At 59.0% G+C, this 16,475-nt stretch carries 16 protein-coding genes; 14 read left to right on the plus strand and 2 right to left on the minus strand.

Annotated elements, in window-relative coordinates; translation table 11 throughout:
- Positions 1–5: 5 nt before the first annotated feature.
- From secY to dsbD, 9 genes are all read left to right on the plus strand, one after another.
- Positions 6–1,340 carry a preprotein translocase subunit SecY gene (secY, locus tag CLU92_RS21910; RefSeq protein WP_101483584.1) on the plus strand — a complete coding sequence of 445 codons (1,335 nt, stop codon included), beginning with the start codon at positions 6–8 and terminating at the stop codon, positions 1,338–1,340.
- Between the two features lie 18 nt (positions 1,341–1,358).
- Positions 1,359–1,577 carry a translation initiation factor IF-1 gene (gene infA / locus CLU92_RS21915; RefSeq protein WP_005663428.1) on the plus strand — a complete coding sequence of 73 codons (219 nt, stop codon included), beginning with the start codon at positions 1,359–1,361 and terminating at the stop codon, positions 1,575–1,577.
- A gap of 42 nt (positions 1,578–1,619) precedes the next feature.
- The gene (gene rpmJ, locus CLU92_RS21920; protein WP_010394471.1) at positions 1,620–1,733 is read left to right on the plus strand and encodes a 50S ribosomal protein L36; all 114 of its coding nucleotides are present in this window, start codon (positions 1,620–1,622) and stop codon (positions 1,731–1,733) included.
- Between the two features lie 14 nt (positions 1,734–1,747).
- The gene (gene rpsM / locus CLU92_RS21925; protein WP_046681666.1) at positions 1,748–2,113 is read left to right on the plus strand and encodes a 30S ribosomal protein S13; all 366 of its coding nucleotides are present in this window, start codon (positions 1,748–1,750) and stop codon (positions 2,111–2,113) included.
- Between the two features lie 17 nt (positions 2,114–2,130).
- Positions 2,131–2,535, plus strand: coding sequence for a 30S ribosomal protein S11 (gene rpsK / locus CLU92_RS21930; RefSeq protein ID WP_010394475.1), 405 nt, complete (start codon positions 2,131–2,133; stop codon positions 2,533–2,535).
- Positions 2,536–2,792: 257 nt separating this feature from the next.
- Complete coding sequence (gene rpsD, locus CLU92_RS21935) at positions 2,793–3,416, plus strand: 30S ribosomal protein S4 (RefSeq protein WP_010394478.1); 624 nt, start codon at positions 2,793–2,795, stop codon at positions 3,414–3,416.
- 102 nt (positions 3,417–3,518) lie between these two features.
- Complete coding sequence (locus tag CLU92_RS21940; RefSeq protein ID WP_008444343.1) at positions 3,519–4,496, plus strand: DNA-directed RNA polymerase subunit alpha; 978 nt, start codon at positions 3,519–3,521, stop codon at positions 4,494–4,496.
- Positions 4,497–4,630: 134 nt separating this feature from the next.
- Positions 4,631–5,023 carry a 50S ribosomal protein L17 gene (rplQ, locus tag CLU92_RS21945; protein ID WP_010394482.1) on the plus strand — a complete coding sequence of 131 codons (393 nt, stop codon included), beginning with the start codon at positions 4,631–4,633 and terminating at the stop codon, positions 5,021–5,023.
- 158 nt (positions 5,024–5,181) lie between these two features.
- The gene (dsbD, locus tag CLU92_RS21950) at positions 5,182–7,128 is read left to right on the plus strand and encodes a protein-disulfide reductase DsbD (RefSeq protein WP_101483585.1); all 1,947 of its coding nucleotides are present in this window, start codon (positions 5,182–5,184) and stop codon (positions 7,126–7,128) included.
- Positions 7,129–7,215: 87 nt separating this feature from the next.
- Here the strand turns inward: dsbD and CLU92_RS21955 are convergent, their stop codons facing one another.
- Entirely contained in the window at positions 7,216–7,749 is a 534-nt protein-coding gene (locus CLU92_RS21955) for a Spy/CpxP family protein refolding chaperone (protein ID WP_180338560.1), read from the minus strand.
- A gap of 187 nt (positions 7,750–7,936) precedes the next feature.
- Between CLU92_RS21955 and CLU92_RS21960 the strand changes: the two genes are divergently transcribed.
- From CLU92_RS21960 to CLU92_RS21980, 5 genes are all read left to right on the plus strand, one after another.
- The gene (locus CLU92_RS21960) at positions 7,937–8,665 is read left to right on the plus strand and encodes a response regulator (RefSeq protein WP_101483586.1); all 729 of its coding nucleotides are present in this window, start codon (positions 7,937–7,939) and stop codon (positions 8,663–8,665) included.
- Positions 8,662–10,020: an ATP-binding protein gene (locus tag CLU92_RS21965; protein ID WP_101483587.1), complete on the plus strand. Its 1,359-nt coding sequence runs from the start codon at positions 8,662–8,664 to the stop codon at positions 10,018–10,020. The genes CLU92_RS21960 and CLU92_RS21965 overlap by 4 nt, the downstream gene beginning before the upstream one ends.
- Before the next feature lie 88 nt (positions 10,021–10,108).
- Positions 10,109–11,281 (plus strand): efflux RND transporter periplasmic adaptor subunit, encoded by a 1,173-nt coding sequence (locus CLU92_RS21970; protein ID WP_101483588.1) that lies wholly within the window; start codon positions 10,109–10,111, stop codon positions 11,279–11,281.
- The gene (locus CLU92_RS21975) at positions 11,278–14,388 is read left to right on the plus strand and encodes an efflux RND transporter permease subunit (RefSeq protein WP_101483589.1); all 3,111 of its coding nucleotides are present in this window, start codon (positions 11,278–11,280) and stop codon (positions 14,386–14,388) included. Before CLU92_RS21970 ends, CLU92_RS21975 begins: the two co-directional genes overlap by 4 nt.
- A 259-nt stretch (positions 14,389–14,647) precedes the next feature.
- The gene (locus tag CLU92_RS21980) at positions 14,648–15,556 is read left to right on the plus strand and encodes a hypothetical protein (RefSeq protein WP_180338561.1); all 909 of its coding nucleotides are present in this window, start codon (positions 14,648–14,650) and stop codon (positions 15,554–15,556) included.
- 70 nt (positions 15,557–15,626) lie between these two features.
- On the opposite strand, the gene yihA is transcribed toward CLU92_RS21980, so the two are convergent.
- The gene (gene yihA, locus CLU92_RS21985; protein WP_077398853.1) at positions 15,627–16,364 is read right to left on the minus strand and encodes a ribosome biogenesis GTP-binding protein YihA/YsxC; all 738 of its coding nucleotides are present in this window, start codon (positions 16,362–16,364) and stop codon (positions 15,627–15,629) included.
- Positions 16,365–16,475 lie beyond the last annotated feature (111 nt).

Raw genomic sequence — 16,475 nt, forward strand, 5'->3', positions numbered from 1 at the left:
GAAAATTGGCGACTAATCCACAACTTGCTAAAAGTGCAGCGGCCGGTTTCCCTTGGGGACGGCTCTGGTTTTTGCTTGGCGCATTGGTGGTTTATCGTATCGGTGCTCACGTCCCGGTTCCCGGGATTGACCCGACACAATTAGCCTCGCTGTTCAAGGAGCACGAAGGCGGCGTCCTGGGCATGTTCAACATGTTCTCGGGCGGTGCCTTGTCTCGTTTTACAGTGTTTGCGCTGGGTATCATGCCTTATATCTCGGCCTCGATCATCATGCAGTTGCTGTCGATCGTGTCACCGCAGATGGAAGCGTTGAAAAAAGAAGGCGAAGCAGGTCGTCGCAAGATCACCCAGTACACCCGGTATTTCACGGTTGCCCTGGCACTGTTCCAAGCGTTGGGCATTGCAGTCGCACTGGAGTCGCAAGCTGGTCTCGTGTTGGAACCTGGTCTTGCATTCCGCTTCGTGACGGTCGTCACTTTGTTGACCGGTACAATGTTTTTGATGTGGTTGGGTGAGCAAATTACCGAGCGTGGTTTGGGTAATGGCATCTCGATCATCATTTTTGCCGGGATTGCAGCAGGTCTGCCGTCGGCGTTGGGTGGCTTGTTCACTCAGGTGTCGAATGGTTCGATCGGCAGCTTCAGCGCGATTTTCATCGTGATTCTGGTAGCACTGGTAACGTACTTCGTTGTATTCGTCGAACGTGGTCAGCGCAAAATATTGGTCAATTACGCGAAGCGCCAGGTAGGCAACAAGATTTATGGCGGTCAAACCAGCCATTTGCCGTTGAAGCTGAACATGGCCGGCGTGATCCCGCCGATCTTTGCTTCTTCGATCATCTTGTTTCCGGCCACTATCGTGGACTGGTTTTCAAAGGGCGCCGACAACGCTAACCCTGTGGTGCGGTTCTTGAAAGATTTGGCAGCATCGATGGGGCCTGGTGAGCCTATCCATGCGCTGTTGTACGCAGTGGCTATCGTGTTTTTCTGTTTCTTCTATACAGCGCTGGTGTTTAACAGCAAGGAAACAGCGGATAACTTGAAGAAAAGCGGTGCGTTCATTCCCGGGATCCGTCCAGGCGAGCAAACAGCCCGTTACATCGACAAGATCCTGACACGCTTGACACTTGCCGGCGCAGTCTACATCACCCTGGTGTGTTTATTGCCGGAATTTATGCAAGCCCAGTGGAAAGTACCATTCTATTTCGGCGGTACTTCTTTATTGATTATTGTAGTTGTCACCATGGATTTCATGGCGCAAGTACAGAACTACGTGATGTCGCAGCAATATGATTCGCTGCTGCGCAAAGCAAATTTCAAGGGCGGAATTCCGACGCGTTAAGCGCGGTAAACATACCGAATGGCAAAAGACGACGTCATACAGATGCAGGGCGAGATTCTTGAGAATCTCCCAAATGCAACATTTCGAGTGAAGCTGGAGAACGGACACGTGGTGCTCGGGCATATTTCAGGTAAAATGCGGATGAACTATATTCGCATTCTCCCTGGAGACAAGGTGACGGTGGAGTTAACGCCGTACGACCTGAGCCGAGCCCGCATTGTGTTCCGTACCAAGTAACACACTGAATCAAACCAAAGAAGCGAAAGAAAGAGCCCAAAAATGAAAGTTCTCGCATCAGTCAAGCGGATCTGCCGCAACTGCAAGATCATCAAGCGCAAAGGCGTAGTCCGCGTAATCTGCGTGGAACCACGTCACAAGCAGCGTCAAGGTTAATCGAGGAATAACAAATGGCACGTATTGCAGGGGTTAATATCCCAAATCATCAGCATACCGTTATCGGCCTGACGGCCATCTACGGTGTGGGCCGTCCACGCGCAGAGAAAATCTGTGCATCGACCGGTGTAGCAACCAACAAAAAGATCAAAGATCTGGATGACAGCGAACTGGAAAAACTGCGCGATGAAGTAGGTAAATTCATCGTCGAAGGCGATCTGCGTCGTGAACTGTCCATGAACATCAAGCGTTTGATGGATCTGGGTTGCTACCGCGGCATGCGTCATCGTAAGGGTCTGCCTTGCCGTGGCCAGCGTACGCGTACGAACGCACGTACCCGCAAGGGACCGCGTAAAGCCGCTCAATCGCTGAAAAAATAATCCGCTAGGGAATAATTATGGCTAAGTCGCAAAATAACGCCGCATCAGCACGCGTGCGTAAAAAAGTTAAAAAGAACGTCGCTGAAGGCATTGCACATGTCCACGCTTCGTTCAATAACACCATCATTACCATCACCGATCGTCAAGGCAACGCCTTGTCGTGGGCTACCTCCGGCGGTGCAGGCTTCAAGGGTTCGCGTAAATCGACCCCGTTCGCAGCGCAGGTCGCCGCGGAAGCCGCTGGTAAAGTGGCTGTTGAGTGTGGCGTCAAGAACCTGGAAGTACGTATCAAGGGCCCAGGTCCTGGTCGTGAGTCCGCCGTTCGCGCGCTGAACAACCTGGGCATCAAGATCACCGAGATCCAGGACGTGACGCCGGTACCGCACAACGGTTGCCGTCCACCGAAACGTCGTCGTATCTAAGATAGTGTTGCAGAGGGCGCTTCGGCGCCAGCTGCTTTGCTGTCTGTTGTAACTCAGTACAGTTGTGTGAAATCGCTGGAGCAGGGAGCCGGAAACGGTTATACTGCCCGGCTGTTCTTGCCTGTCAAATTCAATTTGACGGGTTTTTCGTTTTCAGCCACCGTCTGATTGAAACCAAATCAGACTAGCGCCTAACCGCATCAGTGTGTTTCATCATGCATGTGGCTGGGGCGTTATCATTAAAAAAAGGAAGTATCGTGGCACGTTATATCGGACCTAAAGCAAAACTCTCCCGCCGTGAAGGTACTGACCTGTTCCTGAAGAGCGCACGTCGCTCGCTGGACAGCAAGTGCAAACTGGATGTCAAACCAGGCCAGCACGGTGTCAAATCCGGCGCCCGCACCTCGGACTACGGTAACCAACTGCGCGAAAAGCAAAAAGTCAAGCGCATGTACGGCGTGCTGGAACGTCAATTCCGCCGCTACTTCGCTGAAGCAGACCGTCGTAAAGGCAACACCGGCGAAACGCTGTTGAAGTTGCTGGAAACGCGTCTGGACAACGTTTGCTACCGCATGGGCTTTGGCTCGACCCGCGCTGAAGCGCGTCAATTGGTCAGCCACAAAGCGTTCACCGTGAACGGTATCGTTGTCAACATCGCTTCGTACGCTGTCAAAGTTGGCGACATCGTTGCTGTTCGTGAAAAATCGAAAAAGCAAGTGCGTATCGTTGAAGCACTGTCGCTGGCTGAACAAGTCGGCATGCCTAGCTGGGTTTCGGTTGATGCCAAGAAAATGGAAGGTACCTTCAAGTCCCTGCCAGAGCGTAACGAAATCGCTAACGACGTCAACGAATCGCTGATCGTCGAGCTGTACTCGCGTTAATAGTAGTTAGCACCATCACCGCCCACTCGATCGAGTGGGCGTTTTACTAATGCCATCAGCCTTATCGGTGTAATGAGCCGAGGGTATTGAAAAGGACATTTCATGCAAAACAGTTTGTTGAAGCCACGTATTATCGATGTTGAAGCTCTCGGTGCCGGTCACGCCAAAGTCGTGATGGAGCCGTTCGAGCGCGGCTATGGCCACACATTGGGTAACGCGTTGCGCCGCGTTCTGCTGTCGTCGATGGTAGGCTATGCGCCAACCGAAGTGACGATCGCTGGCGTCGTCCACGAATATTCCTCCCTCGATGGCGTGCAAGAAGACGTCGTCGATCTGTTGCTGAACTTGAAGGGTGTGGTTTTCAAAGTCCACAACCGCGATTCGGTAACCCTGACCCTGAAAAAAGAAGGCGAAGGCGCGATCCTGGCCTCCGACATCGACCTGCCGCATGACGTCGAACTGATCAACCCTGACCACGTGATCGCCCACCTGACCGCCGGTGGCAAGCTGGACATGCAGATCAAGGTTGAAAAAGGCCGTGGCTACGTTCCTGGTAACGTGCGTCGCCTGTCGGAAGACACGAACAAGACCATCGGTCGCATCATCCTGGACGCGTCGTTCTCGCCAGTGCGCCGTGTATCGTACTTCGTTGAATCGGCCCGCGTTGAACAGCGTACCGACCTGGACAAGCTGATCATCAACATCGAAACCAACGGCGTGATCTCGCCGGAAGAAGCGATCCGCCAGTCGGCCCGCGTTCTGGTGGACCAGTTGAATGTTTTCGCTGCCCTGGAAGGCACGGAAGCTGCCGCCGAAGCGCCATCGCGCGCTCCGCTGGTCGATCCTATCCTGTTGCGTCCAGTCGACGACCTGGAGTTGACCGTGCGTTCGGCGAACTGCCTGAAAGCGGAAAACATCTACTACATCGGCGACCTGATCCAACGTTCGGAAAACGAACTGCTGAAAACGCCAAATCTGGGCCGCAAGTCCCTGAACGAAATCAAGGAAGTGCTGGCATCGCGCGGCTTGACCTTGGGCATGAAGCTGGAAAACTGGCCGCCTGCAGGCCTGGAAAAGTAATTCGTAGTTGTAGCAAACTGCCTGGGACAGGTGTCCCAGGCTTTTATTTTTGAAGTAACAAACCGGCCCGCGATGTTGCACTAGCTTCATCGATCGAAGAGCTGGAATTTAAACACTCACCGAAAGGATTTATCATGCGTCACGGTCACGGCCTCCGTAAACTGAATCGTACCTCGTCCCACCGTCTGGCAATGCTGCGCAACATGACAGTATCGCTGCTGCGTCACGAAGCGATCAAAACCACCCTGCCAAAAGCAAAAGAACTGCGCCGCGTTGTCGAGCCAATTCTGACCCTGGGCAAAACTGACTGCCTGGCAAACAAGCGTCTGGCTTTCAACCGCCTGCGCGATCGTGAAATGGTCTTGAAGCTGTTCGCTGAACTGGGCCCACGTTACGCCAACCGTAACGGCGGCTATGTGCGTATCCTGAAAATGGGTTTCCGCGTCGGCGATAACGCTCCTATGGCGTTCGTTGAACTGATGGATCGTCCAGATACGACCGAAGCAGTTGAAATCGCTGGCGAGTAATCCCAGTAATTGCATCTAAGAAAGCCAGGCCTAGCCTGGCTTTTTTGTTTTCTGCTGCAGCTATCCTTTCAGCGGTGTACTATTCTCCTTTCGCGCCGGCCCGGCACATGCGCTGCCTGCTCCGCGCGTCCTCTGTCGAATGGTTGAAAAGGTAGTTCATGTCCCGTTTCCCCTCCAGCGCCACTGCGGGCGCCGCGCCGCGCCATCCTTTCCTCACCTGGTTTGCGGCCTGCCTCTTCCTGTTGATCGCCGTTTTTGGCGCCGGCCATGCCCGTGCCGACGATGAGTTCCTTGATCCCGAGCTGGCTTTCAAATTTTCCGCCCGCATGCAGGACCCGGCCACCATCGCCGTCACCTATGTGATTGCCGATGGTTACTATATGTACCACGAGCGCTTCAAGTTCGACGCCGTGGGCGCCAAGCTGGGCACGCCCGTGTATCCGGCCGGCAAGGTCAAGTTTGACGACACTTTCCAGAAGAACGTGGAAACGTTCCGCAAGACACTCACCATCACCATTCCTGTCGAGGCGGCTGGTGCGTTTACCCTGAAGGCGACGGGACAGGGCTGTTCCGACAAGGGATTGTGCTATGCGCCGCAGGATGCTGCGGCCCAGCTGGTGGGTGGTGGCGGCGGCCAGAGCATGGCGCCCGGTGGCGTGGCATCGAAGTTCGCCTTGCCGGCCGCGCCGGCAGCCGACACGGCGGCCGTCAACGGCCCGCAGGCGCAAGCGTCGCCTGGCGTATCAGTGATAAGCATCGCCACCCCCGATATCACGGCCACGCCCGACCCGGTGGCGGTGGCTCCCGTGGCGGCAAACCCGGCGCCGGCGCAGAACGAGCTGGGCAAGATCGAATCGGCGCTGAAGGGAGGCAAGCTGCTGGTCATCGTGCCCCTGTTCATGTTGCTGGGCCTGGGGCTGGCGTTCACCCCGTGCGTGCTGCCGATGGTGCCGATCTTGTCGTCGATCATCATCGGCGATGGTGCCAAGGTCAGCCGCTCACGTGGCTTGCTGTTGTCGCTGACATACGCGCTGGGCATGGCCATCGTCTACACGGCGCTGGGCGTGGCAGCCGGCTTGGCGGGCGAAGGCCTCGCGGCCAAGCTGCAAAATCCGTGGGTGCTTGGCGTTTTCGCCTTGCTGATGGCGGGTCTGGCGCTGTCGATGTTCGGCTTGTATGAATTGCAAGTGCCAGCTTTCCTGCAGGGCAAGCTGACATCCGTGTCGAACCAGCAGTCCTCGGGCCGCCTGGCGGGCGTATTTGTCATGGGCGCCATTTCCGCCCTAATCGTGGGGCCATGCGTGGCCGCGCCGCTGGCCGGCGCCTTGCTGTACATCAGCCAGACGCGCGACGTCGTCATCGGCGGCGGCGCCCTGTTCGCCATGGCCGTGGGCATGAGCGTGCCTTTGCTGTTGGTGGGTATTTCGGCCGGCACCTTGCTGCCCCGTGCCGGAGCCTGGATGGATGCCGTCAAGCGCTTCTTTGGTGTGCTGCAATTGGGCGTGGCCTGGTGGCTGGTCTCGCCCGTGCTACCGGGTGCCGTGCAGATGCTGGGCTGGACGGTGCTGTTCGTCGGTTACGGCATGTATCTGCTGGTGGGCAAGAGCGGTGCGAAGAACGCCTGGGTAGCCAAGGCCTTCGGCCTGGTGTTTGCCGTGTTGGGCGTGCTGCAACTGGTCGGCGTGGCCAGCGGTGGGCGCGACCCGCTGGCGCCGTTGGCCCACCTGGGCGGCGGACAGGTACATGCGCAGCCGTTTACGCGCGTGAAAACCGTGGCGCAGCTCGACGCGGCGCTGGCGCAGCTCAATGGCAAGCCAGCCTTGCTGGATTTTTATGCGGACTGGTGCGTGTCCTGCATTGAAATGGAAAAGCTGACCTTTGTCGACCCTGCCGTGCGCGAGAAGATGGGACAAGCCGTGCTGCTGCAAGTGGACGTAACGGCCAATGACGCCGACGACAAGGCCATGCTGAAGCGTTTCCAGTTGTTCGGCCCACCGGGGATCATCATGTTCAACCAGCAGGGGCAGGAAATCGCCCAGTCGCGCGTGATCGGTTTCCAAAATGCATCGACGTTCCTGACTTCCCTGCGCAAGCTCGAGGAGTAGGTCGGGTTAGCCCGTCAGGGCGTAACCCGACACCACCGTACACGCCAACAAAGTTGTCGGATTACGGTCCTGCGGACCTAATCCTACTTACCCAGCTTTGGGATGCTCCTGCATGCCGCGGTGGCCACCACGATGGCCGCCATGCTTGCCGCCAGGCACGCTGTCATCAAATACTTTCTTTTGCTCCGGCGTCAGTACGGCATAGAAGGTTTTCAGCGAGGCCAAACGGCTTTCCTGGCCAGCGATGCGTTCCTTCGACATGGCAATCCATTGCTCCATACGTTCCGGCGCCGACAGCTTGGCCATCGCTTCGTGCCTGGCCTTCCAGTCGCCCATCGGCTTCTTCGGCGCGTTGGCGGCCGTGAAGGCGGTCCAGGCCGGTTCCTGTGCGGCTGTCAGTTTCAGCTTGTCGTGCAGACGGGCCTGGTATTTGGCCATGCGTTCGGCGGGATTGCCACCACGGTGCTGGCCGCGCTGGCCGTCATGTTGCATCTTGGTACTGGCGGCAGGCGCACTGGCCGCCGCTTCCTGGGCGTGGACGGTCAGCGATGCCGCACCCATGCCGAGTACGCTCATGGCGATGATCAAGTTCTTGCGCAAGGTTGTCATTGAGGCGTTCATCTGGATTCCTTTGTAAAAGATGAGGGATGTACATGTTGCTGCACATGAATCCATGTTGGACGCGCCATGTTTCCCCGAAGTGTCCGCTGCCAGACAGTTTGTATCTATATGTTTCTTCGGGTCTCCTATATACAAGACGATACAAATGCGTTGTGCAAGGGCGGGGGAAGTGGGGATAATTCGTACCATGGAACCCACTTCTACAATTCTCATCGTCGACGATGACCGCGACATCCGCAGTTTGCTGGCGGACTACCTGGAAACGAACGCCTACCGCACCCTGGGCGCGGCAGATGGCACGGCCATGTGGAAAATCCTCGATGAAACGCGGCCCGACCTGATCGTGCTCGACTTGAACCTGCCGGGTGACGACGGCCTGACCTTGTGCCGCAAACTGCGTGCCCAATCGACGGTGCCGGTGATCATGCTGACGGCGCGCAATGAGCCGCTGGACCGCATCCTGGGCCTGGAAATGGGTGCCGACGATTATTTGCCGAAACCGTTCGAGCCGCGTGAATTGCTGGCGCGCATACGCAGCGTGCTGCGCCGCAGTCACGCCATGCCGTCGAATGCCCCGTCCGACAAGGCGCAGCAAATCCGCTTTTCCGGCTGGACCCTGGACTTGACGGCGCGCCACCTGCTCAATCCCACCGGCCTGGTGATCATGCTGTCGGGCGCCGAGTTCCGCCTGTTGCGCGTGTTCCTGGAACATCCGAACCGCGTGCTCAACCGTGACCAGCTGCTGAACCTGACGCAGGGGCGCGACGCCGACCCGTTCGACCGCTCCATCGATATCCAGATCAGCCGCTTGCGGCAAAAACTCGGTGAAGATGCCCGTTTGCCGCAAATCATCAAGACCGTACGCAACGGCGGCTATGTGCTGGCCGGGCAAGTCAACGTGGAGCCGCACGCGTGAAGGCCTTCCTTGGGTCGATGACGGGCCGTGTATTCATGTTTCTGCTGATCGGCATCGTCGCTTCGGCCGCGCTGACGCAGTGGCTGGCCGTGGGCGAACGCCAGCGTGCCATTGAGCAATACCGCGACTACCACGCCGTCGAGCGGGCCGAGCAGCTGGTGATGGCGGCCGACGTGGTGCCGCTGGCTTCGCGCGCCGCCTACCTGAAAGTGGCCAACAAGGGCAGCGTGCGCCTGGAACTGCGTCCCGACACAAAACATGTGCCCGGCGCGCCGACGGAATTTTCCAGCGCCCTGCAAGCCAAGCTGGGCGAGGGCTTCAAGGTCAGCGCGCTGGCCGAACGTCCGGCTGCCTGTATCGAGCCGCGCCAGTCGCCGGGCATGTTCGGTGCCAAACCATGGGGCGGTACCTGTGAAAACCTCGACGTGCGCATGCAGGACGGTCACGTGCTGCGTCTGATGGTCTTGCCGCCACGCCAGCAGCCACCGTTCAATGAACATAACGACTGGATGACCCTGCTGCCTTTCCTGATCAGCATCGCCATCCTCGCTTACCTGGTCACGCGCATGACCATGCGTCCGCTCAAACAACTGGCGCAGGCGGCGAAAGACCTGGGCAACGACATCAACCATCCGCCGCTGACCCTGTCGGGCGCCAGCGAGATCCGGCAGGCCAGTGCCGCCTTCAATGCCATGCAGGCGCGCATACGCCAGCATATTTCCCAGCGTACACAAATGCTGGCCGCCATCACGCATGATTTGCAAACGCCGTTGACGCGTTTGCGCCTGCGCCTGGAAAAAGTGGCCGATACAGAGTTGTATGACCGTCTGGTAGGCGACCTGTCGGCCATGCAGAGCATGGTCAAGGAAGGGCTGGACCTGGCCCGCTCGATGGATAGCACAGAAGCAATGCAGGCGCTCGATCTCGATTCCCTGCTCGACAGCGTCTGCTCCGACGCGGCCGATGCCGGCCAGAATGTAACCCTGGCCGGGCAGGCCAGCATGGCCTTGATGGCCCGTCCCATCGCCATGCGGCGCTGCCTGGTGAACTTGATCGACAATGCCGTCAAATATGGCGTGTACGCGCAGGTCACCGTCGAGCGTATCGCCGGCGCGGCGCGCATCCGCATCCGCGACGGCGGGCCGGGTATTGCGCCAGATCAACTGGCCAAGGTATTCGAACCGTTTTACCGCATCGAGACATCGCGCTCGCGCGAATCGGGCGGAACGGGCCTGGGCCTGACCATCGCGCGCAACATCGCCGAGCAGCATGGCGCCACGGTCTTGCTGGCCAATCATGGTGACGGTGGACTGGAAGTCACCCTTATCGTGCCAGAGTATTACGCAGGAAAGTGAGCATTTCCGTGCGACAATATTGTGCTTTATGCCCCCCTGGCAACTACATTCAACCTGCAGCCCTGCGCTGCAACAGCGTGACAGAACAATGAAAAAGACTAGCTTGGCAATCCTCGTGGGTGCAGCCCTGTGTATCGGTGGCGGCATCTGGTATTTCAATCATCAGTCCGGTGTGGCTGCCGGTGGGCAGGATGGCAAAGGGGGCAAGGGCGCACAGGGACCGACCACCGTGAGCGTGGTTGCGCCGCTGCGCCAGGATGTGCCGATGGTGCTGCAAGCCAATGGCAGCGTGATGTCCATCAGCAGCGTCGATCTGCATCCACAGACGACCAGTACGATTACCAAGGTGCACATTCGCGAAGGCCAGTTCGTCAAACAGGGCGAGCTGATGTTCACGCTGGACGCCCGCAGCGAGCACGCGAATGTTGACAAGGCGCAAGCGCAGGTCTTGCGCGACCGCGCCTCGGTGCTGGATCTCGAACGCCAGCTCAAGCGCAGCCAGGATTTGCTGAGCAAGAACTTCATCGCCCAGGGCGCCGTGGACACCCTGCAAAGCCAGCTGGACGCGGCACGCGGCTTGCTGGCTGCCGACCAAGCCGCCTTGCGCGCCGCCCAGGTCGATTCCAGCTACACCGTCCTGCGCGCGCCGCAGGGGGGCCGTGTGGGCGCCATCAGTGTCTACGCGGGCAGCCTGGTGCAGCCGACCACTTCGCTCACAAGCATCACCCAGCTCGACCCGATCGATGTGGTGTTCACTTTGCCGGAAAGTAGCCTGTCGGGCTTGCTGACGGCGCAGAAGGCGGGCGAGGTAGCGGTCAAGGCGCTGCTGTCGGACGCGGGTGGCAAGCAGCTGGAAGGCAAACTGAACTTTATCGATAATGCCGTCGATCCCGCCACGGGCGTGATCAAGGTCAAGGCCCGCTTCAATAATGGCGGTACCGACTTGTGGCCCGGCCAGTATGTGAATACGCAGCTGACGGTGCGCACGCTCAAGGATGCGCTGGTCATCCCGCAAAACGCCATCATCACCAATACCACGGGCGTCTTCGTGTATTCGATGGAGCCAGATAACACCGCCAAGGTGCGCAAGATTGCGCGCGTGTATGCGTTTGGCCCGAATGCCGTCGTGACCGGATTGACCGGCGATGAAAAAATCATCGTCGATGGCAAGCAGAACCTGCGTCCGGGCGGCAAGGTGCGCCTGGCGGAAAAACACAAGGCAGCCGATGGCGCCGCCGCACCGCAAGGCAAGCCAGCATGAATCTGTCCGAACTGAGCATCCGCCGCCCCGTCATGGTGGTGCTGCTATCCCTCTCCATCATCCTGGCCGGCGTGCTGGCGTATGGCCACATTCCCGTGGCGGCCTTGCCGAGCTACAACACGCCTGTCATCAACGTCAGCGCCGACCTGGCAGGCGCCAGCCCCGATACCATGGCGTCGTCCGTGGCCTTGCCGTTGGAAAAGCAATTTTCCACCATTGCCGGCCTGAGCCTGATCACCTCCACGAGTACCCTGGGCAATACATCGCTGACCCTGGAGTTTGACGCCAGCATCAATGTCAACGAGGCCGCCGTCGACGTGCAGGCGGCCCTGCTGCGCGCTCAGCGCCAGTTGCCGACGGAAATGACGGACTTGCCGTCCTACCGCAAAGTCAATCCGGCCGATGCGCCCGTGCTGTTCATCCAGATGACGTCGCCATCGCTGAACTTGTCGGATCTGAATGATTATGCGGAAAACCTGATCGCGCCCAGCCTGTCGACCTTGCCTGGCGTGGCCCAGGTCAGCGTGAATGGCCAGAAACGCTTTGCCGTGCGCGTGCGCGCCCGTGCCGACCTGATGAACGCGCGCAACCTGACCATGGACGAGCTGGCCACAGCGCTGCGCGCCTCGAACACGAATTCGCCGCTGGGCATCCTCGACGGCCCCAGCCAGACCTTGACCATCCAGGGCAACCCGCAGATGATGAAGGCGGCCGATTTTGCCGAACTCATCGTCGCCACGCGCAACGGCCAGCCTGTGCGCCTGAAGGAAGTGGCCGAGGTGGAAGACAGTTTCCAATCGACCAAGACGGCCGGCAGTTTCAATGGCGAGCGCTCGATCACCTTGCTGGTGCAGCGCCAACCGGATGCGAACACCGTGCAAGTGGTCGATGCCGTGCGCAAGCTCTTGCCGGGTTTCAAGGCACAATTGCCTGCTTCCATCCAGATCAGCCTGGTCAATGACCGTTCCGTCTCGATCCGTGAAGCCATTCACGACGTCAACCTGACCCTGGCCTTGACGGTGATCCTGGTGGTGCTGGTGATCTTTTTGTTCCTGCACCGTGCGGCGGCCACCTTCATTCCGGCCGTCACCATGCCCATTTCCCTGCTCGGTGCGCTGGCCCTGCTGTACTGGCTTGGCTACAGCCTCGACAACGTTTCCCTGCTGGGCATTACCCTGGCCGTGGGCCTGGTGGTCGACGATGCCATCGTGGTGCTCGAAAACATCGTGCGCCATATCGAGATGGGCAAGAAGCCGATCCAGGCGGCCCTCGTGGGCGCCAAGGAAATGGGGTTCACCATCATCTCGATTTCCGTCTCGCTGGTGGCCGTGTTCATCCCCATTTTCTTCATGCCGGGCGTGATCGGCTTGCTGTTCCACGAGTTTGCCGTCGTCGTCTCGCTGTCCATCCTCGTGTCGGCCATCGTGTCGCTGACCCTGGTGCCGATGCTGGCCAGCCGCTTCCTGCCGGCCGATACACGCGAACACAATGACAGCGATCCCACGCATGGCGAGAAGTCCTTCATCGGCCGCCATTTCGAAGCGGGTTTCACGAAATTGCGCAACGGCTATGTCCATTTGCTCGACAAGGCCCTGGCGCATCGTAACGGGGTGCTGTTCATCGCCGTGTGCACGTTTGCGCTGACGGTGCTGCTGTACGCGACCATTCCGAAAGGTTTCTTCCCCGAGGAAGACCTGGGCCAGATCCAGGTGAATACGGAAGCGTCGGAGGATATTTCCTCGGCGGCATTGCAGGACTTGCAAGCCCGCGTGGCGGCCGTGCTCAAGGCGGACCCCAGCGTGCAGGATGTGACCTCGTTCGTCGGCGGCGGCAACACGGGCCGCATGTTCATGGTATTAAAACCGCGCAGCGAGCGGCCGAAAATGCCCGTGGTGCTGGAAAACCTGCGCCGCGCGACGAGCACCGTGCCCGGCATGGCCGTGTATTTCCGCCCCGTGCAAAACTTGCAGTTGGGTGGGCGCCAGAGCAAGAGCCGCTACCAGTACACCTTGCAAAGCGTCAGTCCCGATGCCTTGAATGACTGGGCGGAAAAGTTCATTGCCGGCATGCGCGCCGATCCCGCCTTCCGCGACGTCACCAGCGATTCGCAGATCAAGGGCTTGCAGGCATCCCTCAGGATCGACCGCGACAAGGCCAATCTGCTGGGCGTGCAAATGTCCGATATCCGCACGGCCCTGTACAGCGCCTTTGGCGAGCGGCAAGTGTCGACCATCTATTCCTCGGCAGCGAGCTACTACGTGATCCTGGAAGCGGCCACGCAGGACCGTCAGTATGACGATGCGCTCACGCGCGTGTCCGTGCGCAGCAAGTCGGGCGAGCTGGTGAAACTGTCGAGTATTGCCTACGTGGAACGCACCATCGGTCCCACGGCCGTGAATCACCAGGGGCAACTGCAGGCCGTCACGATCGCCTTCAACCTGGCGCCGGACGTGCCGCTGGGCATCGCCACGGGCAAGATCGATGTGATGGGCAAGGAAATGAGCTTGCCGGCCTCCATCATCACGCGTTACGGCGGCGATGCGGCCGTGTTCCAGGATTCGCAGTCCAGCCAGATCATCCTCATCATTGCCGCGCTGGCCGTCATCTATGTGCTGCTCGGCGTGCTGTATGAAAGTTATATCCACCCGCTGACCATCCTGGCCGGCTTGCCGTCGGCGGCCGTGGGCGCCTTGCTGACCCTGCGCCTGTTCGGCATGGATCTGACCATGATCGCCATTATCGGCATCTTGATGCTGATCGGTATCGTCAAGAAAAACGCCATCATGATGATCGACTTTGCCCTGCATGCGCAGCGCAACGAAGGCATGAGCCCGCCTGAAGCCATCCGCCAGGCTTGCATCTTGCGTTTCCGCCCCATCATGATGACGTCGGCGGCCGCCCTGATGGGCGCCTTGCCCATCGCCCTGGGCCTGGGCGCCGGCGCCGAACTGCGCCAGCCGCTGGGCTTGGCGGTGGTCGGTGGATTGTTGTTTTCACAAGTGATTACCCTGTTCATCACCCCCGTCATCTATTTGTTCCTGGACAAGTACAGCGGCACGGGGCCGATGACGGACGAGCAACTGGTGCTACTCGACAACAAGGCTTGAGCGCGTGCGTGCCCCGTGGGCGCTTGACCGGCGCCCCATTCCTGCGTGAATGGGGCGCCGGTTTTGTATGGGCAGTGATACATACGGTAACAACCGTCAAGAGACGGCTCGGGTACTCTGTTTAGCGCTGCAAGGAATGTCGCTATCCTGTACGCTTCGGGTTGGAAAGGCCGAGGAAGTGTTCCCAAAAGCAAGGGACTCTGGCACTATGGCTGCCCTGTAATGTTATTTCTTCGCTACACAGAAAGCACGATTCATTTTGCATGACACGACCCATTTGTTGGCTGCCGATTCCGATGTTTGCCCCACTTGCGGGCAAGTAATCCAGCCACCACCGGCCTACGGGTCCAAGACCAGCACCACGCGCAAGGTTGCGCTCGGGGTGTCCGTCTTGCTGCACGTGCTGCTGGCGGCGTATGTCCTGTTGCGCAGCGACAAGATCGAAAAGATTCCTCCGCCGAAGAAGGAAAGCGCGATGGTCTACATCGCGCCGCTGAAGGACAAGCCGCAACCGAAGCCGCAGCCCAAGCCCACGCCGAAACCCAAAGACACGAAAGTGGCCAAGGTGAAACCGCCGCCGGCCCCGAGCAAGCGCGTGGTCACAAAAGACGTGCCGCGCGACAAGCCGAAACTGGAAACCTACACGCCGCCGCTGGTGTCGAAAGTGCCGTTGCCGCCGCCGCCGGCTGAAGACATGAGCTCGATGATCGAGCAGCGCCGCAAGCAGCGCGAGGCGCAGAACCCCACGCCACCGGCCGAGGAAAGCGAAAACGACCGCGCCATGCGCGTGGCCAAGGCGAATATCGCTGGCGCCCAGGGGCGTAATTCCGGTAGCGACCGCGAGGATTCGGGCGGCGTGTTTTCCATCGTCAACCAGACTTCGTTCAGCGCGGAAGTCAAGTTCAAGGGCTGGAATGGCAACTTCAAACGCAACTGGCTGAAGCAGGAAAAAGTCGAACTGGGCAATGAGCCCGATATCGAAACGGCCATCATCAAGAAGATGATCCAGCTTATCCGCGCCGAAAAACCTGGTGATTTCATCTGGGAATCGCGGCGCCTGGGGCGCAACGTCAACCTCAGCGCCAGAGTGGAAGACACGGCCGAGCTGAGCGCTTTCCTGCGCCAGGAATTCTTTTCGGAGAAGCGGCCAGGGCCGGGACGGCGCTAGGAACTCGCTGCAATAAAAAAGGCTGCACCGTGTGAACGGGCAGCCTTTTTTTACGTCGCGTTGATGTTGATCAAGCCGGTTTGTCCGACTCCGGCTCGACGTCGTCTTCCATGTCGATCAGTTCGACCATCTGGGCCGCACCGTCTTCGCTGATGCCGGCCAGTTCCATGATCTTGTCATTGGCTTCGTCGATGCCGACGCGTTTCAAGGCCGAGAACAGTTGCACGGTGAACGGGAAGCCGACGCCGTCTTCATCCACATAGCTGTCGAGCTTGGCTTTCGCCTGGCGCAGCGCGTTGACAGACTCATTGCGGTTGAGCTTATCGACCTTCGTCAGGATGCAGTGGATCGGCTTGCCCGTCGGGGCGAACCATTCCAGCATCTGGATGTCCAGGTCGGTGAACGGACGGCGCGAATCCATGATCAGGATCAAGCCGGCCAATTGTTCGCGGCGTTGCACGTAGTCGCCCAGCAGGCGCTGCCAGTGCAATTTGGCCGAGCCCGAAACTTCCGCGTAGCCGTAGCCAGGCAAGTCGACCAGCAGGCATTCGATCTCTTCGACGATGGTGGCATCCTTGCGGTGCTGCGCCACGTGGGCGCCGCCGATGGAGAAGTAGTTGATGTGCTGGGTACGGCCAGGTGTCTTGGAGGCGAACGCCAAGCCTTTCTGATTACACAAGATGTTGATGGCGGTCGATTTACCGGCATTGGAGCGGCCGGCAAAGGCGATTTCCGGCACCGTGGTATCGGGCAGGTCACGCAATTGGTTGACGGTCGTAAAGAAGCGGGCTTGCCAGAGTTTTGACATGGGAGTAGTAAAGCAACAAAAGGGAGCGATAAGGGAGCGATAACGCCAAGAAGCTATTGTACAATAAGGGGTTGTTTATTGTTGCCGGCGTAGCAGCGATGCGGCTTGCGG

This window comes from Janthinobacterium sp. 61, from assembly GCF_002846335.1.
In the GTDB taxonomy this organism is placed as follows: domain Bacteria; phylum Pseudomonadota; class Gammaproteobacteria; order Burkholderiales; family Burkholderiaceae_D; genus Janthinobacterium.